Here is a 25,341-nt window from a genome sequence, read left to right on the forward strand (position 1 = left end):
ATTCTCAGTGTCAAACACTTTTGAAAATTAATTTCTACTTTCTAAAAGTAGGAGCGAATTATCGCTTAAAGCTAGTTGCCTTACTAACATTCTGCGCTGAAGCCTTGTGGCGTCTGCCGTGTCAGTGAGGCGGCATTATAGAGATGTTCATCACATTGGCAAGTGTTTATTAAAGAAAGATGCAAAAATAACGATTACATGGCGAATAAACACTCAAAGCCTTATTTGTGCAAGTTTAACTACAGAGTACTTACAAAATAACCACAGACTTATCCACAATTGATCTAATTTTCATCCTAGAAAACAAAAAAGCTGCCTCATGGCAGCTTTTTAAATGGCAACGAGTCTAAATCCCAGAACCATATTGCTCTCCATCATCTTCATGGAGACCACATTCGCGTTTCAACCCATTAAAACGAGTTTCCTCTTCAGTCATACCCGGTTCCCACTTCTTAGTTGTATGTGTATCTCCAACAGAAAGGTAACCCTGCTCTCGAAGCGGGTGATAACCGAGACCATGCTCTTCTAGGTAATAGTGAACATCTTTATTCGTCCAATCGATTACCGGCAAAAATTTAAACACACCATTTTGGATAGATAAGATTGGCAAATTTGCACGCGATTGAGATTGCTCTCTTCTTAAACCGGAAAACCATGTCCCAGCCTCGAGCTCATCCAACGCTCTTCTCATCGGTTCAACTTTATTAAGCTTGTTGTACTTCTCTATCCCTTCTATACCTTGATCCCAAAGTTTTCCATATTGCGCTTCTTGCCAATTAGGGCTCTGTTGGGCGCGAAAGACTTGAAGGTTTAGAGTCAACTTCTGACTTAACTCATCAATAAAGCGATAGGTCTCCGGAAATAGATACCCTGTGTCCGTCAGAATAACCGGAATATCTGGTTTTGCTTGGGTCACTAGGTGCAACATCAATGCTGCTTGGATTCCGAAACTAGAAGACACAACATGTGTCCCTTCTAAATTATCTAAAGCCCACTTAACTCTTTCTAATGCGGTTAGCTGCTCTAACTCTGCGTTGATTTGTCCAAGACGAAGTATTTGCTCCGTCTTAGTCAATGCGAGTAGCTCTGCTAACTTCAATTTTGAAGCGACAGAATTATGCATGCAGATCCCTCTTGGAAATGATCACCTCTTCGATGATGCCAGCTCGGATTGTAAAATCACCGAACCCTTCATTGTCGTTACGTTCCGTAGCCCAACGTCCCACCAGCGAATCAATCTCTTCTAAGATCTGAGCTGAAGTGATGTTCTCTTTATACATCTTAGGGATACGAGTTCCGGCTTTGTTGCCACCTAAGTGCATGTTGTAACGCCCCGGAGCCTTACCCACTAAACCAAGTTCAGCCAACATTGCACGACCACAACCGTTTGGACAACCTGTGATTCGAAGGATGATGTTATCTTCTTCTGGTAATCCATGTTTTTTCAGAATGTCTTCAACATCCGTTACAAACTCAGGAAGAAAGCGCTCAGCTTCTGCCATTGCTAAAGGACATGTTGGGAAAGCCACACACGCCATTGAGTTTTTACGTTGCTCTGAAACAGCATCATCCATCAAGCCATATTGACGCGCCAGTTTTTCAATCTTGGCCTTTTGACTCGTCGACACACCCGCAACAATTAGGTTTTGGTTTGCAGTCATGCGGAAGTCACCTTTGTGGATCTTCGCTATTTCAGCAACACCTGTTTTCAGAGCTTTACCCGGAAAATCAAGTAAACGACCATTCTCGATGAATAACGCCAAGTGGTGCTTACCATCAATGCCTTCCGCCCAACCAATGCGATCACCACGGCCAGTAAACTCATAAGGACGGCTTTCAGAAAATTCTACGCCTGCACGCTTTTCTACTTCTGCTTTGAATACATCAATACCAACACGGTCTAGTGTGTATTTGGTTTTTGCATTCTTACGGTTTGAACGGTTACCCCAGTCACGCTGAGTCGTTACCACCGCCGCTGCTACATCTAACGTTTTATCTAATGGCACAAAACCAAAGTCGTCAGCTTTACGTGCATAAGTAGAGGTATCACCATGTGTCATAGCAAGACCGCCACCGACTAACACATTAAAGCCCACCAGCTTTCCGTCTTCAGCAATAGCAACAAAGTTAAGATCGTTAGCATGGACGTCCACATCATTTTGCGGAGGAATGACAACCGTCGTCTTGAACTTACGCGGTAGGTAGTTGCTACCAAGGATAGGTTCTTCATCCGTTGTTTCTAGTTTTTCACCATCTAACCAGATTTCTGCATAAGCACGAGTCTTCGGTAATAGATGTTCACTGATCTTTTTCGCCCACTCGTAAGCTTCTTGATGAAGTTCAGATTCAACCGGGTTTGTCGTACATAGAACATTTCGGTTTACATCACCCGCTGTCGCAATTGAATCAATGCCAATGCTATTTAGCGTTTGGTGCATCAACTTAATGTTCGGCTTCAAGACACCGTGGAACTGAAACGTTTGACGAGTTGTTAGACGAATTGAACCGTAAGAGGTACTTTCGTCTGCGAACTTATCAATCGCCAACCACTGCTTAGGGGTAATGATGCCACCAGGCATACGAGCACGAAGCATGACGTTATGTAACGGTTCGAGCTTTTGTTTGGTACGTTCGTTACGAATATCACGGTCGTCTTGTTGATACATACCGTGGAAACGAATCAACTGAAAGTTATCAGCAGTAAAGCCACCTGTTATGCGGTCTTGGAGATCTTGTTCAATCGTACCGCGTAGGTTATTACTTTCACGCTTAAGACGCTCATTGTCAGCCAAAGGTCCAAGTACTTGACCTAGCACTTCTTGCTCTATTACTTGCTTGCTCATTAGTACACATCCCTTTGGTAACGTTTCGCTTTACGTAAATCATTAATATATTGTTCAGCTTGCTCGCGGCTCTGGTTGCCATGCTTTTCCGCTATCGAAACTAACGCTTCATGAACATCTTTAGCCATTCGAGTCGCATCGCCACAGACATAGAGGTACGCGCCCTCTTGCAGCCATTGCCACACCTGCTCTGCTTGTTCGATTAAACGGTCCTGAACATAAACCTTTTCTTTTTGGTCACGGCTAAAGGCAACATCGAGCTTAGTTAGCGCGCCAGACTTGAGGTACTTTTGCCATTCAACTTGGTATAAGAAATCTTGAGTAAAGGTACGGTCACCAAAGAACAACCAGCTTTTTCCTTCAGCATCATTGTTTTCACGCTCTTGAACAAAACTGCGGAACGGTGCGATACCGGTACCCGGGCCGACCATGATGATTGGTGTATTGTCGTCTTGTGGTAATTTGAAGTTATTGTTGTTCTCAACAAACACCTTCACTTCACCACCCTCTTCAAGACGTTGAGCTAAGAAGCTAGAAGCTCCGCCTAAACGAGACTCTTCGCCTTTTTGGTATTCAACCAAACCAACCGTCAAGTGCACTTCTTCATCTACTTCTGCTTGGCTTGATGCAATAGAATAGAGACGCGGTGTCAGCTTACGTAACAGGCCAATTAACTCATCAGCCGATAGCTTAGTTTTCTTCTCAGCTAAAACATCGACAACTTGAGTATTACCCGCGTATTCACGAAGCTTGTCTTTATCTTCCACCAGCTTGATTAACTTCTTGCTGCCCGATAACTCAGCAAACTTAGTCACAAGTTGAGGGTTTGAAGTGGTAATCTCAAATTTACTCACTAGCGCACTATGGATAGATAGATTCTCACCATCGACATCGACACTTTCGATACCCGATAACCCAACCTTAGAAAGAATCTGATTTGCGAGTTCTGAACTGTTTTCATACCATACGCCTAGCGCATCGCCGGGTTGGTAGGTAATGCCCGACTCATCAAGATCAATCTCGATATGACGAACATCTTTACCCGAGTCACGACCGGTGATCTTTTGACTGGTTAATAGTGTCGCTGTATATGGATTTTGTTTGGTGTATTGCGAATGACCGGCAGCTGCTTGGCCTACTGGTAACTGAACGATATCAGCCTCGGCACCTGTCGATAGCGTTTCTTGAACTTGTGATAACGCTTTAGCGCGCCATTCCGTTGCTGACTCTTCGTAATCAACATCACAATCAAGGCGATCGACAAACGATTTCGCACCAAGCTTAGCGAGGAAGTTATCGAAGTCTTTAGCCGTTTGGCAGAAGAACTCATAGCTTGAGTCACCTAAACCAATCACACCGTATTGTAGGTTTGATAATTTTGGCGCTTTCTTCGATTGAAGGAATTCATGCAACTCAATCGCGTTATCAGGGGCTTCGCCCTCACCATTGGTTGAAGCGACGAAAATGACGTGTGTCTCTTTGGCTAAGTTCTTACCTTTATAATCACTCGCATCGAAAAGCTCGACGGCGATACCTAAGGCTTTTGCTTCTGCCTCGAGCGATTCAGCGACGCCTTTAGCATTACCGGTTTGAGAAGCGAAGATAATGCTGAGCTTACCCGCTGGCTTAGCCGCTACTGCAGCGGCCGCTTGAGCGATTGGCGCAGCAGCACCGACAGGCTGAGCTTGGCTCACTCCCCAAAGGTAACCACTGACCCATGCCAGTTGCTGTGAAGACAGTTCAGAAACAGTTTGCTGAAGATGACCCAATTGTTGGTCATTAAGTGGTGCTGCTAGCCCAGGTAACTCATTAGCCCCAGACTGTGCATTATTATTTTGTGAAGACTCTTTCTTATTTAAAGACATGGTCACGACATCCCTAATCATTGCGTGACGATAGATTAACCACTCCTTTTAATAACAAGAAAGAATAGAAAAGTATGTTTTATAACTTTTTGGAAGTAAAAACCGATTGAAACGCAAATTGACTTACTGGTTTTCAATACGCACTTGCTGAAAGCCAACCGCCATTGCCGATTTAGATGCTAGGTCTAAATCCGCGTAATGGCACTCTTCACCATGAACATCAGTAAGCAGAACAAAGCCACCTCCCATATGGCGAAACTCCACAACCCAAGACCCTTCTTGAATTGAGGGCTCTATGATAGCTTCAACTAACAGGTTTTCTCTATATAAATTTCGTAATTCATTGAGTGTCATATTCCATCCCTTGCTTTGACCTCACTACATAGACCTTATAAGAATAGACGCAAATTGGCTCTCTGTATTAAGGATGGTCGAAAGTGATGAATGTGCTAACTAATTCCAGAAAGATATATACTCAAGTAACCAATAGATATAAAAACGCCACTTAATAAAGTGGCGTTCTTAAAATTCGCTCTAAATTTGCTTTATATGGCCTAGAAGCGCACTTCAGCACCAGCAAACCAGCCATCGACCATAACAAAGCTCTTACCTAGTTCTGAGCTAAAGAACTCATCCGAATCTAAATCGATAACACGGTAACCACCACGCAGGGCAATTTCAGATTCTGATACAGGGATTCGGTACTGAACACCCGCCATCAAGTCAGTGCTCTTAATACCACTGCTATCACCGAACTCCATCGTACCAATGATATCGAAGTTGGTGTCCGGCACATTGATCTCTGCGTTACCGTAGAAGCTCCACGTGAACTCATCAAACGTCGATGTTTTCGCACCTGTTGCTTTTGGTTCAATGTAATTCGAGTTTGAGTATTGAGTAAACGTCACACCCGCATCGAAGTTCATCAGCTTGTGATCTAACAATGTGTAATAGAAGGTGTAGTCGTACTTATCGAAGGCCAATGAATCCGCATCGACAGAAGTATAGCGAAAACTAGCGTTTGGTAGCATCGGGGCATTATGCTCAAATGCGAAATACAACGAAGGTGAGTTAGAATCGTCATCTTGTCTAACTTCGTTTAGCTTTGTACTTCCCCACCACATATCGGCACCGACTTTAGCCGTGTAAGAAAACTCTTCTTCAGCAGACACTGCTGAACTTAAAGATAGCATTCCCACTAAAGCAATTAATGGCATTTTATTCATTTGAGATAGCTCCAATTCCATATCGTAGTGCTAATTGTATGCACATTCATAGATTATTGGGGAAAATTCTACCACACATCTTAAATTCAAAAACGATAAACCGCTGACGAGTAAAGATTTGACGGCACGATGACCTTAGTAACGTCTCTGGTTAGAACTGTGTACAAAATTTTTGAAAAACCACACACCGATTGCAATCACGATCAACCAAGGCAGTAACTTAAACACGACGCCCATCATACCTAAGACCAACATGACTAATAACGCCACTCCGGTTGCAGCCAATACCGTCATAAACGTAATACCAGTGACAAGTAGAGTCGCAACGAAAATAAGAACAAAGATTAATTCAAACATAATAGTCTCCCTAATGAGTTAATGACCTATCTTTCCTACTTTCTAACATTGCAGCTTCCATACCAAGTATGCCAACCCTATAAAACCCTTATTTATCAGATAAATAAAAAGCCACACATCTTCATGCGTGGCTTTTCAGAAACTTACAGTGGTAAATTTAGCCTCTAGTGGCGAATTTAACCTTAAGTTTTTAACTTAGAGGGAGCTTAAACATTTAGCTCTTTAGGAATCTTAGCCAATGCTGTTTGCATCACTTCAATACCTGCACCTTTCTTATGTGCGTTTTCACTGATGTAGCGACGCCATTGTCTTGCACCAGGCATGCTTTGAAACAAACCAAGCATGTGACGAGAGATGTGACCTAAACTTGCGCCATTTGAAAGTTCACGCTCGATGTACGGGTACATCTCTTCGACAACCTGTGAGCGCTTCTTAATTGGTGTGTCTAAACCAAAGATCTGCTGATCGACTTCAGCCAAGATAAACGGGCTATGGTAAGCCTCACGACCAATCATCACACCATCAAGGTGTTGCAAGTGCTCCTTAGTTTGCTCAAGAGTAGTAATGCCACCATTCACGGCAATCACCAGATCAGAGAAATCTTTCTTGATCTGGTATGCACGATCGTAATCTAGCGGTGGGATCTCACGGTTCTCTTTCGGGCTAAGGCCACTCAACCACGCTTTACGCGCGTGAATAGTAAATTGCTCACAGCCACCTTTTTCAGAAACCGTCGAAACAAACTTAGTTAGAAACTCATAAGAGTCTTGGTCATCGATACCGATACGCGTTTTCACGGTAATTGGAATATCAGTGACTTCTTTCATCGCCGACACACAATCTGCCACCAGCTCAGGCTCAGCCATTAGGCAAGCACCAAAGCGACCATTCTGAACTCGGTCTGAAGGGCAACCTACGTTAAGATTCACTTCATCATAACCGCGTTCACCAGCAAGCTTGGCACAAGCAGCAAGATCAACCGGGTTTGAACCACCGAGTTGAAGTGCAAGAGGATGTTCTTGCTCGTTATATTCTAGGAAGTCGCCCTTACCATGTAAGATCGCGCCCGTTGTTACCATTTCCGTGTACAGAAGAGTCTGCTGAGAAAGCAAACGGTGAAAGTAACGACAGTGGCGGTCAGTCCAATCGAGCATTGGAGCGACAGACAATCTACATGAATGTGTCATGGTAAAGTACCCTGGTAGCGAGTCAAAAAAATATGCTGGAATACCCAGCAAAAGCAAGGTCGGCTATTGTAAATGCTATGCCCAGTTTGTGCTATATGAACTTTACCTCACATTTTTTATTTAAACCTATTCACCAAACCTCTAATTCAGCCTCACTAATCAGTTATGCCTTGAGTCACACTGTCATTTTGAGTTACCTTGTCTTATTCAAAGTCGTGGGTCACAATACGCTCTGTACCTGACTTTAATAGAAATCATTGGCTCCCAAAACGTAGTAACCTAGAAATAAGGTTTGATTAGGGATGTCCGATTGAATGGTGAAAAATTTGGACCACACATTAATAGAGCAAGTTGAAGGGATATGCGCATCGCGAGGCGTTAGATTAACACCTCAAAGAAAGCGAGTGTTTGAGCTCATCCTCTCTAATAAAAAAGCCTCCAGTGCTTATGAATTATTAGAGCAGTTGAAAGTCAGTGAACCGCAAGCCAAGCCACCTACAGTATATCGCGCTTTGGATTTCTTGTTGGAGCAAGGTTTCATTCACAGAGTTGAGTCAACCAATAGCTTCATATGCTGCTGCTCTTGCAATGCCAACAAACATTTCTCCCAACTACTGATCTGCGATAAATGTGGCACTGTGATAGAACTGCAGGACGATGCGCTTGTCACCCTACTCGCCAGTAACGCTGAGAAGCATGGCTTTCAATTGACGAATCATGTCATTGAATCGCATGGCATTTGCCAATCTTGCTCCTCCGAGATGAAAGAATAAGATTATAGAAGAACATTATGCGCGCTGAATTTGTAAACCCGTTTTTAGCTTCTTTGATGAACGTATTAAAAACGATGGCTTCTCTAGAATTGAAGCCACAAAAACCGAGAGTTAAGAAAGATGAAATCGCTCGTGGTGATGTATCCGGCCTAATTGGTATGGTGGGTACACAATCTCGTGGCTCTATGTCGATCACCTTTGATGAAGGTCTCGCTCTCGAAATCATGGAAAACATGCTCGGTGAACGACCAAACGGCCTCAACGAAGAAGTGACCGATATGGTGGGTGAAATCACTAACATGGTGACTGGCGGTGCAAAACGTATTCTTGCAGAAAGCGGCTTTGACTTCGATATGGCAACGCCAATCGTGGTTTCAGGTAAAGGCCACACGATTCGTCACAAGTGTGATGGGGCAATCATCATCATGCCTTTCTCATCTCAATGGGGTAATGCTTTCATCGAGATCTGTTTCGAATAACAGCTGTTTATTTCTAGCAGTACTGAGTATCAACTCAAAGAAGGTTGGCATCATGCCAGCCTTTTTTATTACCTGCGATTTAACCAATGCTTGCTATACAGATACAAAAGCGCCAACCCGAAGGTTGGCGTTTTTTTGGTGCTATCAACTCAATTAAGCTTTCAGCGCTTTAAATGCGTTGATTAGACCGTTCGTTGAGCTGTCGTGAGACGTTACTTGAGCATCGTCAGCAAGCTCAGGAAGAATTTGGTTTGCTAGTTGCTTACCAAGTTCTACACCCCACTGGTCGAAGCTGAAGATGTTCCAGATAACGCCTTGAACGAAGATCTTGTGCTCGTACATCGCGATTAGGTTACCTAAAGAGCGAGGGTTGATTTGCTTAACAAGAATAGAGTTCGTTGGACGGTTACCTTCAAATACTTTGAAAGGTACAAGCTCAGCCACTTCTTCAGCTGTTTTGCCAGCCGCTAGGAATTCAGCTTCCACTGTCTCTTTTGTCTTACCGAATGCTAGTGCTTCAGTTTGAGCAAAGAAATTAGACATCAACTTCTGGTGGTGATCAGATGCTGGGTTGTGGCTGATAGCAGGAGCAATAAAGTCTGATGGGATCAGCTTAGTGCCTTGGTGAATCAGTTGGTAGAAAGCGTGCTGACCGTTTGTACCTGGTTCACCCCAGATGATAGGACCAGTTTGGTATTCTACTGGATTGCCGTCACGGTCAACAAATTTACCATTCGATTCCATGTTGCCTTGTTGGAAGTAAGCCGCAAAACGGTGCATATATTGATCGTAAGGTAGAATTGCTTCTGACTCAGCGCCGTGGAAGTTGTTATACCAAATACCGATAAGCGCAAGGATTACTGGAATGTTGCTTTCAAACTCAGTTGAAGCAAAGTGGTTATCCATCTCGTGAGCACCTTCTATTAGCTCAACGAAGTTATCGAAGCCAACAGATAGTGAGATAGAAAGACCGATTGCAGACCATAGTGAGTAACGACCACCAACCCAGTCCCAGAATTCGAACATGTTGTCAGTATCAATACCAAACTCAGCGACCGCAGTTGCGTTAGTTGATAGTGCTGCGAAGTGTTTAGCTACGTGTGCGTTGTCACCCGCTTCAGCCAAGAACCAATCACGTGCAGAGTGCGCGTTAGTCATTGTTTCTTGAGTCGTGAATGTTTTAGATGCCACTAAGAATAGCGTTGTTTCTGGGTTAAGAGGCTTAAGTGTCTCAACGATGTGAGTGCCATCTACGTTAGAAACGAAGTGCATGTTTAGGCGAGTTTTGTATGGCGTTAGTGCTTCAGTCACCATGTATGGACCAAGATCCGAACCGCCGATACCGATGTTTACAACATCAGTGATCTCTTTACCTGTGTAACCTTTCCACTCACCAGAAACGATGCGGTGTGTGAACAGTTCCATTTTTGCTAGTACAGCGTTAACTGCTGGCATTACGTCTTTGCCGTCAACCATTACTGGCTTGTCGCTACGGTTACGTAGAGCAGTGTGAAGTACTGAACGACCTTCAGTCTTGTTGATTGCATCACCACCGAACATTGCTTCGATTGCAGACTTAACTTCAGTCTCGTTCGCAAGAGCAAATAGGTGCTGCATAGTTTCAGCATCGATAAGGTTCTTAGAGTAATCCACTAAGATGTCAGAACCGAAACGAGTAGAAAAGCTCTCGAAACGCTTTGCATCTTGAGCAAACAGCTCTTTCATATCCATATCTTGAGCAGACTCAAAATGTGCCGTTAGAGCTTTCCACGCTTGTGTTTGCGTTGGGTTGATATTTTTCAACATGGTATCTATCCCGATGTTACTGTAGGTTTTATTCTAAACGTCACCTGGGTGATGAATAGAACCCCCGATTAGGCGAAAGTTTATATTTTTCTGTGATGACCAAACCGCGTCACCACTGAAAGATTCTTTGTAATTTTTTTTCACGACGTATTATGCCGCATATGAAGAGCTGTACCTTGAGATAAATCAGGATTAGATTTCCTGACAGAAGAATCGGTACAGACTCTAGCTCTAACATAATTAAATGTGAGCGATACCTGATAAATTCAAGTTCAAAAGATAGCGTTAAACCACTTTTTTTCCAAATACATTATAAAGGATGGCGTATGTGGATTCAGAAGACTATACACCTAAATGCACGAAAGCGTGGATTTCATCTCATTACTGATGAAATTGAACAACAGATACACGATATCAATTCTCTATCTGTTGGTTTATTACATCTTTTTATCCAACATACCTCTGCCAGCCTCACGCTAAACGAGAACGCTGATCCTACCGTCCGTACCGATATGGAGTCGCACTTTAATAAGTTTGTCCCAGAGCGAGCGCCCTACTACAGACACACCTATGAAGGTGATGATGACATGCCTGCCCACATTAAAGCATCGACACTTGGCACCAGTGTGACAATACCAATTAGCAATGGTCGTTTAGCTTTAGGAACATGGCAGGGTATTTACTTAGGAGAGCACCGAGATTGTGGTGGAAGCCGAACTGTGATTGCTACGATGCAAGGTGAGTAGACTGCTTGAAAACAAGATCTCCTTAATAAAAACAATATCTTGTTAATAAAAAAGAGTGGTGTGTTTCCACGACCACTCTTATAAAAATAGTATTTGGCCTACTGTAGGCCGAAAGGTTTAGAAGGGCTGGTTTATCATAACCCTAAAGGCCCCTTCGTCACCACCTCGCGCCAACTCAGCACGTACAACAATACCTTCCACTTGGAAACGCACCGCGCCACCTAAGCTCCATTTCATGTCCGAGTGCAGTGTTTTGATGTCGTACTCATCGGCAACGCGCCCTAATTCAGCAAACGCTACCCATTGCCACCAAGGCAAATCGTAGTAGTTTATCAGTGGGATATCGCCAAGTGGTTGCCAGTCAGGAAGTACTCGGTACTCAGCAGAATAATGAACTGCAGAGCGACCGTGATAACGACCTCCGGTATAACCTCGTAAACGATACAAGCCACCCAATCGAGCTTGCTCCGTTTCTGGTGGGCGAGCACAATCTTGCCCAGAGCAGTTATCCCACGTTGGCGTGTCAGCGGTATAGAAATCAAATGCTAAAACTTGTTGATCGAACAGGTCCCCTAAAGGACCTAAAGCAAAGTACTGGCTATTTTGGAAGGTCCACTTAAGCCACAAGTCATCGTTAGACCAACTCTCTGCGCCAGTGGTGAACTCAAGGTTAGTGTGAGAACCTCTGGTCGGGTTGCGTGTGCTATCACGGTTATCCCAATCAAACGCCAAACTAAAGCCTGTTGCCTCCTCGGTATTATTTAAACCTTCCAACTCACGAGCAGTATAAAAAGGTGTAAATAAAATCGAACTGACACCCGATTCGACTGGCGAAGCAAAACTGACCTCTTTGATTGGTTGAAACGCGCCGAGTAAACCGTGTTCTGCAACGTTGCCCCAAGGTAGCAAATACTTAAACTCAAACTGATAGTTTTGCTCTAAGCCATCAGCAATGGTTTTGTCATCGATAGATGAATCATTATCGCCTTGAGAACCAATGTAATACGGGTTGTCGTTGAAGCGCGCTTGATACATCTGAGTGCTAAACAATACGTTCTCAGACAAGGCATAGTTAAAAGCCGATAGAAAACCGACGTAACTGTCTTTGTCTGAATAGAGTGCCATACCAAACAGAGCGGCTTGAGGTTGCCAAACACCCTTTGCGACACCCGCAACCCCAAAGGTGTTACCCATGGTTTCGGTGCTGAAGTAGAAAGGAACAAAGGCTGAATCTTTTTCTTCACTCACAGCGGAAGAAGAAAAGCTGACACCGAGTAATGTCATTGCAGACATTAGCCAGCTTCGAGTCGTTCGCTTGAACATAATTTACTTATCAAGATCCATGATTACTTCACATATTCCATCGCAACACGCGAAGTCAGCTTAGTGACTAACTCGTAAGCGATAGTGCCGATATGTTCAGCCACTTCTTCTGAAGGTAAATCTTTACCCCACAGAGTCGCTTCATCGCCGACTTTATCTGCCGCATCAGGGCCTAGATCAACCGTTAGCATGTCCATTGATACACGTCCTGCGATCGGTACTTTTCGACCGTTAACGAACACTGGAGTACCGTTAGGTGCAGTACGAGGATAACCATCACCGTAACCAATCGCGATAACACCAACCTTGGTATCACGTTCACTGGTCCAGTTTCCGCCATAACCCACACTTTCACCGGCTTTCACATCGCGAACGGCAATTAGGTGTGAGGTCAGGGTCATCACAGGCAAAAATCCAAGCTCTTGCGCTGATTTATCAACAAACGGAGAGACACCGTAAGATATGATTCCCGGACGAACCCAATCAAGGTGGCTGTCTGGCCAAGCGAGTAAACCCGCAGAGGCAGCAAGTGAACGCTCCCCTTCACAACCTTCAGTAAGCGACAAGAAAAGCTCTGTCTGTTCAACGGTGGTTGCTCTATCCAGTTCATCAGCACAACCGAAGTGGCTCATGTAACGTAGAGGTTTGGCAACATTCGCACATTGATGCAAACGCTCAACAAAGTTTTGGTATTGCTCAGGGCGAACACCTAATCGGTGCATACCACTGTCGACTTTTAGCCATACCACAACGGGTGTTTCCAAATCCGCATTCTCTAGCGCGCTTAATTGCTCTTCACAATGCACCACCGTTTGAATGTTATTGGTCACCAAGATTGGCAAATCGCCCGAAGAGTAAAATCCTTCCAGCAACAAAATAGGTTTAACAATGCCACCAGCACGAAGTTGTAACGCTTCTTCAATACGCGCCACACCAAAAGCATCAGAGCTTTTTGAATGCTTGGCTATATGCAGTAAGCCGTGTCCGTAGCCATTGGCTTTCACAACAGACATGACCTTGCACTGAGGAGCCTTCGACTTTATCTGGTTCAGGTTATGTTCGAGCGCGTTTAAGTCAATGCTCGCCGTCGCCGCTTTCATGTAAGTCATTAGCGATTACTCATCATCAAATGCAGGGCCTGCATAGTTATCAAATCGGGAGTGTTGGCCTTGGAACGTAAGACGAACCGAACCGATCGGACCGTTACGTTGCTTACCAAGGATGATCTCAGCAATGCCTTTCAAGGAACTATCTGGGTTATAAACCTCATCACGATAGATGAACATGATCAAATCGGCATCTTGCTCAATCGAACCTGATTCACGCAAATCCGAGTTTACTGGGCGCTTATCAGCACGTTGCTCTAGGGAACGGTTAAGCTGAGAAAGTGCCACAACCGGAACGTTGAGCTCTTTTGCTAACGCTTTCAATGAGCGAGAAATCTCGGCGATTTCAAGAGTACGGTTATCAGATAACGAAGGTACACGCATTAATTGAAGGTAATCTATCATGATCATAGAGATACCATCGTGTTCACGAGCGATACGTCGAGCACGAGAACGCACTTCTGTTGGCGTTAGACCCGAGCTGTCATCGATATACATATTCTTCTTATCCATCAGAATACCCATACTCGACGAGATACGAGCCCAATCTTCATCATCTAGCTGACCAGTACGAATCTTGGTTTGGTCTACGCGAGAAAGTGACGCAAGCATACGCATCATCAGCTGTTCGGCTGGCATCTCTAGCGAGAAGATTAAAACCGGTTTGTCTTGCTTCATCGCCGCGTTTTCACACAAGTTCATCGCAAATGTGGTTTTACCCATCGATGGACGAGCAGCAACAATAATTAAGTCAGAGCCTTGTAGACCTGCTGTTTTCTTGTTGAGGTCGTTGAAGCCAGTATCGACACCTGTCACACCATCTTGCGGCGTTTTGTATAGGATCTCGATACGTTCTAGCGTCTTCTCTAGAATGCTATCAACGTTTTGTGGACCTTCGTTTTCACTTGCACGGCCTTCGGCAATCGCGAAGACTTTACTTTCAGCAAGATCAACCAGCTCTTCCGAAGTACGACCTTGAGGGTCATAACCAGAATCAGCAATCTCATTCGCGACACCAATCAGGCTACGAACAAGTGCACGTTGCGCTACGATATCCGCATACGCATTGATGTTTGCGGCACTTGGTGTGTTTTTCGCTAAGTCAGCAAGGTAAGCAAAGCCACCCACTTCTTCAAGTTGCTCACGCAGCTCTAAATGTTCAGAGAGTGTAATAAGATCCAGAGGAGAACTTTCTTCAAGGATATCCTTTACCGCTTCAAAGATCAGACGGTGAGGACGGCTATAAAAGTCTTTGGCCACAACCTTTTCGGCAACTGTATCCCAGCGTTCGTTATCTAATAACAAACCGCCAATAACAGATTGCTCAGCTTCTAATGAATGTGGCGGGACCTTGATGGCGTCCACCTGATCGTTGGCTGATTTCTGACTTTTGGTATCCACTATGACTACACTCAATAACTAATAATGATCGTTCATTATACCCAAGAACATCCGTTTGTAATCCGATCCTATGAGTTTGTTTTATTCTTCAGGAAGAATTTACCTATTGCTGACGGAATTAACCAAGGGTAGCATTACGATCCTGCCATTCACTCACTGTATAACTAGAGGTATGCGTGTCCAAATTATTGGCTCTGAGCACTGGTCTTCTAAGCACTGGTCTCCTGAGCGCTCCGATGGCCTTAGCTGATGATGCTAAAGACTCTGTTGATGCTAATACCTCTGTTGATTCTATTCTCGACTCTATAGTAGTACCAGAAACTACAGCTGAGCCGATCGTCGTTGCACCGACACCTGAAGAAAAAGAGTTAGATATCGCACCGAGTGATACAAGTGATACAGAACTACCGAGCCCGCTAAAAACGGAAGTCGAATTTGGATATCAGTCGCATACTGGTAACTCTGATTCACGAGCGCTTAACGCACGCCTTAACGGTGAGTACACGGCTGGCCGTCATAGAACCAGTGGTGAATGGAAATACTACAACCTCTACAAAGATGGCGAAGAAGATAAAAGGCAATCGACTTACTCAGCTCAGAGTGACTACAAGTTAAGCCCTAAAACCTACCTTTACGGCAGTTTCAAAGGAGTCGACTCGAGATACAGTGCTTACTTTAAGGACTACACAATTTCGAGTGGTTTGGGTTACCAGTTTTCGAATACCGAAGAGTTTGTGTTGGAAGTCGAAGTGGGACCAGGTTTTCGTTACCAAGAACCGAACCTTGATGAGATTGATGATGATGACATCATCTTCCCAGAGATTGTTGAAGAGGCAATTTTCCGTGGCAACGTGAATACGTCATGGCAGGTGTTGAAGAATTTGCAGCTCAAGGCAGACGTGACGCTTGTCTCTGGTCACAGTAACCTAAAGTTTGATACTGAGTTAGAAGCCATCAACGATATTACTGACAATATCGCGCTGAAGATCGCTCACTCTCGCCAGTACCACGATAAAGTGCCTGAAGGCTTAAGCAAACAAGACTCTGTTCTATCGATTAACCTACTCTTTCAATTCTAATTCCATAGCTGGTTGTTCAGCCATCAGAGCTTTTGGATCATAGTAGGCTTTTAACCTAATGTAACCCTCTCTTACCTTTTCCTATATTCCAGACATAAAAAAACACCAGCCGAAGCTGGTGTTTAAAACTTTCAAAAGAAAGAATTCGTCTTGGTACTGAAATTACTCAGCTGCAACGATAGCGATTTTCGCAGTAGCAAAAACTTCAGAGTGAAGTTGGATGCTTACTTCGAATTCGCCGATGTTACGTAGAGCGCCTTCAGGTAGGCGTACTTCGCTCTTAGCTACTGCAACACCTGCCGCTGTAATAGCGTCAGCGATGTCACGAGTACCGATAGAACCGAATAGTTTACCTTCGTCACCAGCTTTAGAAGCGATTGTAACGCCTTCTAGAGTGTTAACGCTCTCTGCACGAGCTTCAGCAGCAGCTAGTTGCTCAGCAACTTTAGCTTCTAGTTCAGCACGACGAGTTTCGAACATAGCAACGTTGTCTTTAGTTGCCATAACTGCTTTACCCTGTGGGATAAGGAAGTTACGAGCGTAACCAGATTTAACGTTTACTTGGTCGCCAAGGCCACCTAGGTTACCGATCTTATCAAGTAGAATAACTTGCATTATCTTAGTCCTCTTAAACTATTATTAACTATTACCGATTACTGATGCTTGTCAGTGTACGGTAGTAGAGCTAGGTAACGAGAACGCTTGATAGCGCGAGCTAGTTGACGCTGGTACTTAGCGCTTGTACCAGTGATACGGCTAGGTACGATTTTACCAGCTTCAGTGATGTAGTTTTTAAGAGTTGCTACGTCTTTGTAGTCAATCTCTTGTACGCCTTCTGCAGTGAAACGGCAGAATTTACGACGACGGAAGAAACGAGCCATGGGCTATCTCCTGATCTTAAATTTAGTAAAGCGGTCTTTCACAATTATCGAAATAACTATCAATGACCTAAAACAAGTTGAGAATTTTTTAAGGCGTTAAGCCAAAAAAGAATTACTCAGCAGCTGCTTCTGGTTTAGCTTCTGTACGCTCTTCGCGACGAGGAGCACGCTCTGCACGCTCTTCTTTTTGCTTAAGCATAATAGATTGCTCAGTCACAGCGCCTTTAGTGCGCATGATCATGTTACGTAGAACTGCATCGTTGAAACGGAAAGCAGTTTCTAGCTCGTCAATCACTTCTTGACCAGCTTCAACGTTCATAAGAACGTAGTGAGCTTTGTGAAGCTTGTTGATTGGGTAAGCCATTTGACGACGACCCCAGTCTTCTAGACGGTGGATAGTACCGCCAGCTTCAGTGATAGAACCAGTGTAACGCTCGATCATGCCAGCAACTTGCTCGCTTTGATCAGGGTGAACCATGAATACGATTTCGTAATGACGCATTTGGTTGCTCCTTACGGATTATTAGCTTCCACGAGTGGCCCGGTCGTCCAGAGGAAGCAAGGAACTAAAGATAAATGACCGAGTTTTAAGGACGGCAAATGTTATAGAAAGAACCCGGTATTGGCAAGCGCTATTTGGTGAATAATGAAACAGTTTTTCTGTCGCCATCTAGCCATCCGACAAACCGATGGATTTTGCTATAACAGCCTAAAAAGAAACGCCCACCAGCAAGTGGTGAGCGCTAATAAATTCATAGACTTAAAGCAGCGTTAACGCATTACTGAGCTAAACGCTGTCTTACCGCTTCGAACAGGCAAATACCCGACGCCACAGAAACATTTAAGCTCGATACGCTACCTGCCATTGGAATCTTAATCAGATCATCGCAAGTTTCACGAGTTAAACGACGCATACCGTCACCTTCTGCACCCATAACTACCGCAAGAGGACCCGTTAGCTTCGCTTGATAGATATCATGCGTTGCTTCACCTGCCGTACCCACAAACCATACGCCCTGCTCTTGCAGTGCACGCATTGTGCGAGCTAGGTTGGTTACGCGCACGAGAGGAACCGTTTCAGCTGCGCCACATGCAACCTTGCTTACCGTTGCTGTTAACGGCGAAGAGCGATCTTTAGGTACGATAACAGCAGCGACACCTGCGGCATCCGCGTTACGTAGACAAGCGCCTAGGTTATGAGGGTCTGTTACGCCGTCTAGAACTAACAGCAAAGGCTGTTCGTGCTGCGCTAGGATATCGTCTAGGTGAGTTTCATTAAGCTGCTTAGCAGGCTTCACCTTAGCAATAAGACCTTGGTGATTCGCACCTTGTGCTTTTTCATCCAACGGCTTACGACCCATCTGTTGAATCGACACACCAAACTGTTGCAGTTGGTTCAGTAATGGAAGAAGACGCTCGTCTTGGCGACCTTTCAATACATACGCTTCGATAAAACGTGCAGGATCTTTTTCTAGTACGGCTTTCACCGCGTGAATACCGTAAATAAATTCGTTACTCATTGTCTCAACTTACTCTTATTGCTCAGAGATGAATGACATCAATGCCGATGTGTCCACCTCTGTGTTGTTCATTTCGAGAGTATGCGTCTTGTGCCTGATACTCTCGCATTAAAGTCATTTCACACTAAATCAGTAGGCGCTAAACCTGATTAGCAGAGCGCCTTATTAGCCTTAAGATTTATCAGTCTTAAGAGTTATCAGCCTTTGGCTTACGGCTTGCTGCACGCTTTTTCTTAGCGCGAGCTTTAGCAGCACCGGTTTTATTCGCTGGCTTTTTCTTCTTAGCAGGGCCTTCGCTGCTTCCGTCAGGTCGCTTAGTTGGCTCAACCATAGGCTTCGCTGATACACCTGGCTTATTACTCTTCACTGCTGAGCGCTTCTTGCTTTTCGCCTTTTTCATCGCTTCGGCTGCACGCTTCTTGGCTGTTTTGCCTTTGCCACGCGGCTGACGATCAGTGTCTTCTAAGTCAAAGTCGATTTGGCGAGTTTCTAAATTAACCGCAGAAACCTTCACTTTAACCGAATCACCCAAGCGGTAGGTATTACCTGAGCTTTCACCCACTAGACGCTGACCAACAGCATCAAATTGGTAGTAATCATTCGCTAGCGCTGAGATGTGTACCAAGCCATCAATGTGCAGTTCAGTTAGACGAACAAAGAAGCCAAAACCAGTCACGTTGGCAATCACACCATCCATCACCTCACCGACATGGTCTTGCATGTATTCACACTTCAACCAGTCGTTTACTTCACGCGTTGCGTCATCAGCACGACGTTCAGTCATTGAACACTGCTCGCCGTAGAAGTCCATATCATCGAAAGTGTAGTGGTAACCACCAGTTGGCGTCCAACGTTCGCTGTTACGACCTTCTTCTTTCGCAATAAGGTACTTAATCGCACGGTGCAATAGCAAATCTGGGTAACGACGAATTGGCGAGGTAAAGTGAGCATAGCGTTTAAGAGCTAAACCAAAGTGACCCGCGTTATCCGCGTTGTATACCGCTTGCTTCATTGAGCGTAGCAGCATAGTTTGGATTAATTCACGATCTTCACGTTCATTAATCTGTTGCATCAGTTGTGCATAGTCTACTGGTGATGGCGACAGACCACCTTCCAGTGTTAAACCTAATTCACTTAAAAAGCTCTTGAAGCCCATTAAGCGCTCTTCGCCCGGAGTTTCGTGAACACGGTACAGAGCAGGCTCTTTCGCTTTCTCTACGTAAGATGCCGATGCGATGTTCGCCAGAATCATACACTCTTCGATGATCTTGTGTGCATCGTTACGAATTACCGGTTCAATACGGTCGATCTTACGATCCGCATTGAAGATAAACTTAGTTTCTACCGTTTCAAATTCAATCGCACCACGTTCGTCACGCGTTTTCTTAAGCACCTTATACATCTTATGAAGCTCTTCAAGATGTGGTACTTCAGGTTCGTAACGCTCACGTAATTCTTCATTGCCATCTAAGATCGCGCCTACTTTGTTATAAGTAAGACGAGCATGAGAATTCATTACCGCTTCGTAGTGCTTGTAGCCTGACAGTTTACCTTTGTCTGAGATAGTCATCTCACACACCATACATAAACGGTCTACCTGAGGGTTCAATGAACACAAACCATTTGAAAGCACTTCTGGCAGCATTGGCACGACTTGTGACGGGAAGTATACCGAGTTACCACGGTTAATCGCTTCTTTGTCTAGCGCTGTATCTGGGCGAACGTAGTAACTTACGTCAGCAATCGCTACCCATAGACGCCAGCCGCCGCCTTTCTTCGCTTCACAGTAAACCGCATCATCGAAGTCACGCGCATCTTCACCATCAATGGTAACCAATGGCAGTTTACGCAGGTCTACACGTCCTTCTTTTGCTTCTTCAGGAACATGTTCACCTAGGTTTTCGATTTGCTTATCTACCGCTTCAGGCCACTCTTGTGGGATCTGGTGAGTACGGATCGCAATCTGCGTTTCCATACCCGGCGCCATGTTTTCACCAAGAACTTCGGTTACTTTCCCCATCATGTTACGAGAACGACCACCGCGATCCGTAATTTCAATCACAACCACATTACCCATTCGAGCACCGCCTTTATGCTCAGTAGGGATCTGGATGTCGTGACTAATACGCGAATCATCAGCAACAACGTAAGAATGGCCGTACTCTAGGAAGAAGCGACCAACAAGTGGCGTTTTACGCTCTTCAAGCACACGAACCAAGCGACCTTCACGACGGCCACGCTTACTGTTGTCAGTAGGCTGAACCAATACGTAATCACCGTGCATGATGGTTTTCATCTGATGATGCGGCAGCACGATATCATTGTCTTTACCCACACTGCCGTCTGGGCGAACCCAACCATGACCGTCTTTATGACCAATCACATAGCCTTTGATCAGTTCCATCTTCTCAGGCAATGCGTAGCACTGACGACGAGTAAAGATAAGCTGTCCATCACGCTCCATTGCACGTAAACGACGACGCAGCCCTTCATATTGTTCCTCTCCAGCAAGACCCAAAGCTTCGAATAGATCGTTGCGGTTCATCGGAATATTCGCGTCTGTTAAAAACGAAATAATGAACTCTCGGCTTGGTACTGGGTTATCGTAATTTTTCGACTCTCGGTCGGCAAAAGGATCAACAGTGGTTGTCGCTGTCGTGTTTTCTGACGTTGGTGTGTTTTTTGACATAGGCGGGCCTGCTTAAGCAAGGAAGGTATATACCCTTAGTATATCTGATGCTAGGGGTAAGCTACAGATATGCTTTAGAAAACACTCAAATAACCTCAGATTGATACATATCTTCACTTTGTGAAACATCGCTTCATAGACGTGGATTATCATCAAAACTTCAAGCAAACGATAAAACAAACGTTTGCGCCATGAATGAAATACACTATTATCCACGCACTTTACCAACTCCTGTTCTGGGTATGATATGAAACTAAAACGCACTTTATTGGCTTCAGCTATGGCGAGCCTAGCGCTGTTCCCATTCGCAAGTTCGGCAATGGAAAAGGCTGACCTGATGATTACCGATGCGATGGTTCTAACCATGAACCAAGACAAAACGGTTTATGAAAGCGGTACTGTTGTCGTCAAAGACAACAAAATCATTGCGGTTGGTGATGCTTCACTAGAGAAGCAGTACCAAGCTAAGCAAGTGTTAGACGTTGATGGCGATATCGTTATGCCGGGTCTCATCAATACTCATACCCATGTATCAATGACAGTTTTTCGTTCGTTGGCCGATGATGTGCCAGATCGCCTACACCGCTACATCTTCCCGCTAGAGAAGAAGCTAGTATCGCGAGACATGGTACGCATTGGTGCCAACCTAGGTAACGTTGAAATGGTGAAAGGCGGTGTGACCACTTACGCCGACATGTACTACTTCGAAGATGAAGTCGCAAAAACCGTCGATAAGATCGGTATGCGTGCCATCCTAGGTGAAACGGTGATTAAGTTCCCAGTCGCCGACGCTGCCAACGCAGAAGAAGGCATTAAGTACGCGTTGAACTTCATTGAAGAATACAAAGATCACCCACGCATCACACCAGCGTTTGCCCCACATGCGCCTTACACCAACACCACAGAGATCCTTCAGAAAATATCTAAGCTCTCCCTAGAATTAGATGTTCCAGTAATGATTCACCTTGCAGAATCACACCGTGAAGAAGAGAAAATCGCAGAGCGTTCTGATGGATTGTCCCCGGTTCAATACATGGACAGCATTGGCGCACTCAACAAGAACTTGGTGGGTGCACACATGATCCTCGTTGACGAACATGATATCGAACTGGTGAAGAAATCGGATATGGGTGTAGCTCATAACATGAGTGCTAACATCAAGTCAGCAAAAGGTGTATCACCTGCCCTTAAGATGTATGACGAGAACGTGCGTATCGGTTTAGGTACTGATGGCCCAATGTCTGGTAACACACTGAGCACCATTGATGAGTTCAACCAAGTCGCTAAAGTTCACAAGCTAGTTAACAAAGATCGTGCTGCGATGCCGCCGATCAAAGTGATCGACATGGCGACAATGGGTGCAGCAAAAGCGCTGCACATGGAAGATAAGATCGGCTCTCTTGAAGCAGGCAAACTGGCTGACATCATAGTGATCGATACTAAGGCGCCAAACATGGTTCCAGTCTACAACCCATACTCAGCACTGGTGTACTCAGCTAACTCAGGCAATGTTCGTCACTCCATCGTTGATGGCAAGATCATCATGCAAGATCGCGACATGCTAACGGTAGACGAAGATAAGATTCGTCAAGAAGCACTCGATTTCACCAAGGTTGTTCGTGAAACGGTGATTGAGTCTGGTGAGGTGGTTCAATAACGCTACCGAATTAGATAAACGGTTTTCCGTTCAGATCAAAAAAGGCCTCGCTGATGAATCTCAGCGAGGCCTTTTTAATACGAGTTTTTTAGATGATTAACGAGTGCAGTCATTAATCATCATTGCTCATTCAATAATCTGTCTTACCAGAATACGTCTCGACGTTTTGCTCGAGCAATAATATTGTCTGGCATTCTCTGTTCCAGACCGCTACGAAGCACAGTGATACGTCTGTGTTGTCTTTGATCTGCGGTTACCGAGTTATACAACCAACGGTAAGCATCTTCATAATCCAATGGGCTACCGTAGTCACGTAACAAGAGTTCCGCTAAGTGAATGCTCGCACTTAAGTTGCCCATAGAGGCCGCTTCACGTAGATACGGAATCGCACGCTCTTGATCTTGTTGTACCAAAGTACCACGAGAGTAATAACGACCTAACTGCTCTAATGCAGCGGGTAAACCTTGATGTGCCGCGTTTTCCATATAGTAAAGGCCAAGCTCTACATCTTGTGGAACACACACACCCCAAGCCAACATATCACCGTATAAAAACTCATAAGAAGGCAAGCTAATACGCGTTGCACGAGCAACGATATCTTCAACTAACTGGCACTTATCAGCTTTCACTCGCTCTAGATGTTGATTATTTTCGATTAAATTAATCAGTTCAGCTTCTGTATATATTGGAACGGGCTCTCCCACATCAGCCAAATTAGCATGACTCAAGGGTGAGCTCAGCGCCATTATTAATGAAGCTGCCACAATTCGTAGCTTCATACCTGCACTCTATTATCTGTCGCTAAAGTTATCTATTGAGGGGTGCAGAGGATTTCTACACGCACAAAACAGGGTGAACTTCACTTTCCATGATATCTGTATCGGCAATAACCCCGACGGCTTTAGACAAAACTTGCCGCTAATGGGCAATATTTTGCCTGATGACGCTTAAAAGATCACCATCAAAGAGTGAACGGCTAAATTGCAGGTATTAAAAAGCCGACTTAATAAAGTCGGCTTTTAGAAAACTATTTTATTATCAAAGCACTGTTCGTGCCTGGTAATCACTCAGCAGGCATTATGCGCCGTATGGGTGAACCTTGATGATAGTTTCGTTACGATCTGGGCCAGTTGATACGATATCAATTGGAACGCCAGTTAGGTCTTCGATACGCTTGATGTAATCTAGAGCAGCTTGTGGAAGCGCGTCGATAGATTTAGCACCAAATGTGTTTTCAGACCAACCAGGCATTGTTTCGTAGATTGGCGTCGCTTCTTCGAATGACTCAGCAGCCATTGGAGAAACTTCTAGGATAGAACCATCTTTCATCTTGTAACCAGTACAGATTTTTAGTTCTTCTAGGCCATCTAGAACGTCTAGTTTAGTTAGACACATACCAGATAGAGAGTTGATTTGGATTGCACGACGCATAGCAACAGCATCGAACCAACCAGTACGACGTAGACGACCAGTTGTTGCGCCAAACTCGTGACCAACATCGCCTAGGTGTTTACCAACTGGGTCTTGCTTCTCAAGGCCATCGTATAGCTCAGTAGGGAATGGACCTGAACCAACACGAGTACAGTAAGCCTTAGTAATACCAAGGATGTAACCGATGTGACGAGGACCGAAACCAGAACCTGCAGCAACACCACCAGCAGTCGTGTTAGAAGACGTTACGTATGGGTAAGTACCGTGGTCGATATCTAGTAGCGTACCTTGAGCACCTTCGAACATGATCTTGTCGCCGCGCTTACGTGCTGCGTCTAGTTCGTCAGTTACGTCGATAACCATCGCAGTTAACATGTCTGCGTAGCTCATCGCTTGCTCAAGAACTTCTTCGTAGCTTACTGTTTCAGCTTTGTAGAAGTGCTCTAGTTGGAAGTTGTGGAATTCCATCACTTCTTTTAGCTTCTCAGCAAATGCTTCTTTATCGAAAAGGTCACCAACGCGTAGACCGCGACGAGCAACTTTATCTTCATAAGCAGGACCGATACCACGACCCGTTGTACCGATAGCTTTAGCGCCACGAGCGATTTCACGCGCGTTGTCGATTGCAATGTGGTACGGAAGAATTAGAGGACAAGCTTCAGAGATGAAAAGACGTTCACGTACTGGAATACCGCGATCTTCAAGAGGCTTCATTTCTTTTAGAAGTGCGTCAGGCGATAATACTACACCGTTACCAATAACACATTTAACGTTATTACGTAGGATGCCTGATGGAATTAAGTGAAGAACGGTTTTTTCACCGTCAATTACAAGTGTGTGACCTGCATTGTGACCGCCTTGGTAGCGAACCACGTATTTTGCATCTTCAGTTAAAAGGTCAACGATTTTACCTTTACCTTCATCACCCCATTGGGTGCCTAGAACGACTACGTTATTTCCCATCTTTCCAAT

23 protein-coding genes are annotated in these 25,341 nt (G+C 44.7%); 5 read left to right on the forward strand and 18 right to left on the reverse strand.

Annotated elements, in window-relative coordinates; genetic code table 11:
• Window positions 1–346 precede the first annotated feature (346 nt).
• From AB4371_RS20785 to dusA, 7 genes are all read right to left on the reverse strand, one after another.
• Window positions 347–1,123 (reverse strand): phosphoadenylyl-sulfate reductase, encoded by a 777-nt coding sequence (locus AB4371_RS20785; RefSeq protein WP_017059954.1) that lies wholly within the window; start codon window positions 1,121–1,123, stop codon window positions 347–349.
• Window positions 1,116–2,843, reverse strand: a complete 1,728-nt coding sequence (gene cysI / locus AB4371_RS20790) for an assimilatory sulfite reductase (NADPH) hemoprotein subunit (RefSeq protein ID WP_017065747.1) — start codon at window positions 2,841–2,843, stop codon at window positions 1,116–1,118. Before cysI ends, AB4371_RS20785 begins: the two co-directional genes overlap by 8 nt.
• Window positions 2,843–4,708: an assimilatory sulfite reductase (NADPH) flavoprotein subunit gene (locus AB4371_RS20795; RefSeq protein ID WP_017059952.1), complete on the reverse strand. Its 1,866-nt coding sequence runs from the start codon at window positions 4,706–4,708 to the stop codon at window positions 2,843–2,845. The genes cysI and AB4371_RS20795 overlap by 1 nt, the downstream gene beginning before the upstream one ends.
• Before the next feature lie 123 nt (window positions 4,709–4,831).
• Window positions 4,832–5,062 (reverse strand): hypothetical protein, encoded by a 231-nt coding sequence (locus AB4371_RS20800; RefSeq protein ID WP_004735813.1) that lies wholly within the window; start codon window positions 5,060–5,062, stop codon window positions 4,832–4,834.
• Window positions 5,063–5,262: 200 nt separating this feature from the next.
• Complete coding sequence (locus tag AB4371_RS20805; protein ID WP_017059951.1) at window positions 5,263–5,934, reverse strand: TIGR04219 family outer membrane beta-barrel protein; 672 nt, start codon at window positions 5,932–5,934, stop codon at window positions 5,263–5,265.
• Between the two features lie 135 nt (window positions 5,935–6,069).
• On the reverse strand, window positions 6,070–6,291 hold the full coding sequence (gene pspG, locus AB4371_RS20810) for an envelope stress response protein PspG (protein WP_017059950.1): 222 nt from the start codon (window positions 6,289–6,291) through the stop codon (window positions 6,070–6,072).
• Between the two features lie 206 nt (window positions 6,292–6,497).
• On the reverse strand, window positions 6,498–7,478 hold the full coding sequence (dusA, locus tag AB4371_RS20815; protein ID WP_017063186.1) for a tRNA dihydrouridine(20/20a) synthase DusA: 981 nt from the start codon (window positions 7,476–7,478) through the stop codon (window positions 6,498–6,500).
• A gap of 314 nt (window positions 7,479–7,792) precedes the next feature.
• Here dusA and zur point away from each other — a divergent pair, with 314 nt between their 5' ends.
• Complete coding sequence (gene zur, locus AB4371_RS20820; protein WP_017059941.1) at window positions 7,793–8,251, forward strand: zinc uptake transcriptional repressor Zur; 459 nt, start codon at window positions 7,793–7,795, stop codon at window positions 8,249–8,251.
• A gap of 17 nt (window positions 8,252–8,268) precedes the next feature.
• On the forward strand, window positions 8,269–8,730 hold the full coding sequence (locus tag AB4371_RS20825; RefSeq protein WP_017059940.1) for a chemotaxis protein CheX: 462 nt from the start codon (window positions 8,269–8,271) through the stop codon (window positions 8,728–8,730).
• 153 nt (window positions 8,731–8,883) lie between these two features.
• Here the strand turns inward: AB4371_RS20825 and pgi are convergent, their stop codons facing one another.
• Entirely contained in the window at window positions 8,884–10,536 is a 1,653-nt protein-coding gene (pgi, locus tag AB4371_RS20830; protein ID WP_372150605.1) for a glucose-6-phosphate isomerase, read from the reverse strand.
• A 326-nt stretch (window positions 10,537–10,862) separates the two neighbouring features.
• On the opposite strand from pgi, the gene AB4371_RS20835 reads away from it, so the two are divergent.
• Window positions 10,863–11,282, forward strand: coding sequence for a secondary thiamine-phosphate synthase enzyme YjbQ (locus AB4371_RS20835; RefSeq protein ID WP_017059938.1), 420 nt, complete (start codon window positions 10,863–10,865; stop codon window positions 11,280–11,282).
• Between the two features lie 117 nt (window positions 11,283–11,399).
• On the opposite strand, the gene AB4371_RS20840 is transcribed toward AB4371_RS20835, so the two are convergent.
• From AB4371_RS20840 to AB4371_RS20850, 3 genes are read right to left on the reverse strand one after another with little or no spacing between them, the layout of a single operon-like run.
• A complete protein-coding gene (locus AB4371_RS20840; RefSeq protein WP_372150606.1) occupies window positions 11,400–12,605 on the reverse strand; it encodes a BamA/TamA family outer membrane protein in 1,206 nt (401 codons plus the stop codon).
• Between the two features lie 23 nt (window positions 12,606–12,628).
• Window positions 12,629–13,714 (reverse strand): alanine racemase, encoded by a 1,086-nt coding sequence (gene alr / locus AB4371_RS20845; protein ID WP_017065624.1) that lies wholly within the window; start codon window positions 13,712–13,714, stop codon window positions 12,629–12,631.
• 6 nt (window positions 13,715–13,720) lie between these two features.
• Window positions 13,721–15,112: a replicative DNA helicase gene (locus AB4371_RS20850; RefSeq protein WP_016767560.1), complete on the reverse strand. Its 1,392-nt coding sequence runs from the start codon at window positions 15,110–15,112 to the stop codon at window positions 13,721–13,723.
• 176 nt (window positions 15,113–15,288) lie between these two features.
• Here AB4371_RS20850 and AB4371_RS20855 point away from each other — a divergent pair, with 176 nt between their 5' ends.
• A complete protein-coding gene (locus AB4371_RS20855; RefSeq protein WP_372150607.1) occupies window positions 15,289–16,191 on the forward strand; it encodes a DUF481 domain-containing protein in 903 nt (300 codons plus the stop codon).
• A gap of 162 nt (window positions 16,192–16,353) precedes the next feature.
• On the opposite strand, the gene rplI is transcribed toward AB4371_RS20855, so the two are convergent.
• From rplI to rnr, 5 genes are all read right to left on the reverse strand, one after another.
• Window positions 16,354–16,806, reverse strand: coding sequence for a 50S ribosomal protein L9 (rplI, locus tag AB4371_RS20860; RefSeq protein WP_010434182.1), 453 nt, complete (start codon window positions 16,804–16,806; stop codon window positions 16,354–16,356).
• 38 nt (window positions 16,807–16,844) lie between these two features.
• Complete coding sequence (rpsR, locus tag AB4371_RS20865; RefSeq protein WP_000090472.1) at window positions 16,845–17,072, reverse strand: 30S ribosomal protein S18; 228 nt, start codon at window positions 17,070–17,072, stop codon at window positions 16,845–16,847.
• A gap of 112 nt (window positions 17,073–17,184) precedes the next feature.
• On the reverse strand, window positions 17,185–17,574 hold the full coding sequence (gene rpsF / locus AB4371_RS20870; RefSeq protein ID WP_004741278.1) for a 30S ribosomal protein S6: 390 nt from the start codon (window positions 17,572–17,574) through the stop codon (window positions 17,185–17,187).
• A gap of 277 nt (window positions 17,575–17,851) precedes the next feature.
• Complete coding sequence (gene rlmB, locus AB4371_RS20875) at window positions 17,852–18,592, reverse strand: 23S rRNA (guanosine(2251)-2'-O)-methyltransferase RlmB (protein ID WP_017063180.1); 741 nt, start codon at window positions 18,590–18,592, stop codon at window positions 17,852–17,854.
• 187 nt (window positions 18,593–18,779) lie between these two features.
• Window positions 18,780–21,281 (reverse strand): ribonuclease R, encoded by a 2,502-nt coding sequence (gene rnr / locus AB4371_RS20880; protein ID WP_372150608.1) that lies wholly within the window; start codon window positions 21,279–21,281, stop codon window positions 18,780–18,782.
• Window positions 21,282–21,528: 247 nt separating this feature from the next.
• Between rnr and AB4371_RS20885 the strand changes: the two genes are divergently transcribed.
• Window positions 21,529–22,938: an amidohydrolase gene (locus AB4371_RS20885; protein WP_017065627.1), complete on the forward strand. Its 1,410-nt coding sequence runs from the start codon at window positions 21,529–21,531 to the stop codon at window positions 22,936–22,938.
• A 143-nt stretch (window positions 22,939–23,081) separates the two neighbouring features.
• On the opposite strand, the gene motX is transcribed toward AB4371_RS20885, so the two are convergent.
• Together motX and AB4371_RS20895 are read right to left on the reverse strand one after the other, a co-directional pair.
• A complete protein-coding gene (gene motX / locus AB4371_RS20890; RefSeq protein ID WP_017063177.1) occupies window positions 23,082–23,717 on the reverse strand; it encodes a flagellar protein MotX in 636 nt (211 codons plus the stop codon).
• Between the two features lie 298 nt (window positions 23,718–24,015).
• On the reverse strand, window positions 24,016–25,332 hold the full coding sequence (locus AB4371_RS20895; RefSeq protein ID WP_010434108.1) for an adenylosuccinate synthase: 1,317 nt from the start codon (window positions 25,330–25,332) through the stop codon (window positions 24,016–24,018).
• Between the last annotated feature and the right edge of the window lie 9 nt (window positions 25,333–25,341).

Source organism: Vibrio sp. 10N.261.51.A3, assembly GCF_041471965.1.
GTDB classification, from domain to species: Bacteria; Pseudomonadota; Gammaproteobacteria; order Enterobacterales; family Vibrionaceae; genus Vibrio; species Vibrio crassostreae_C.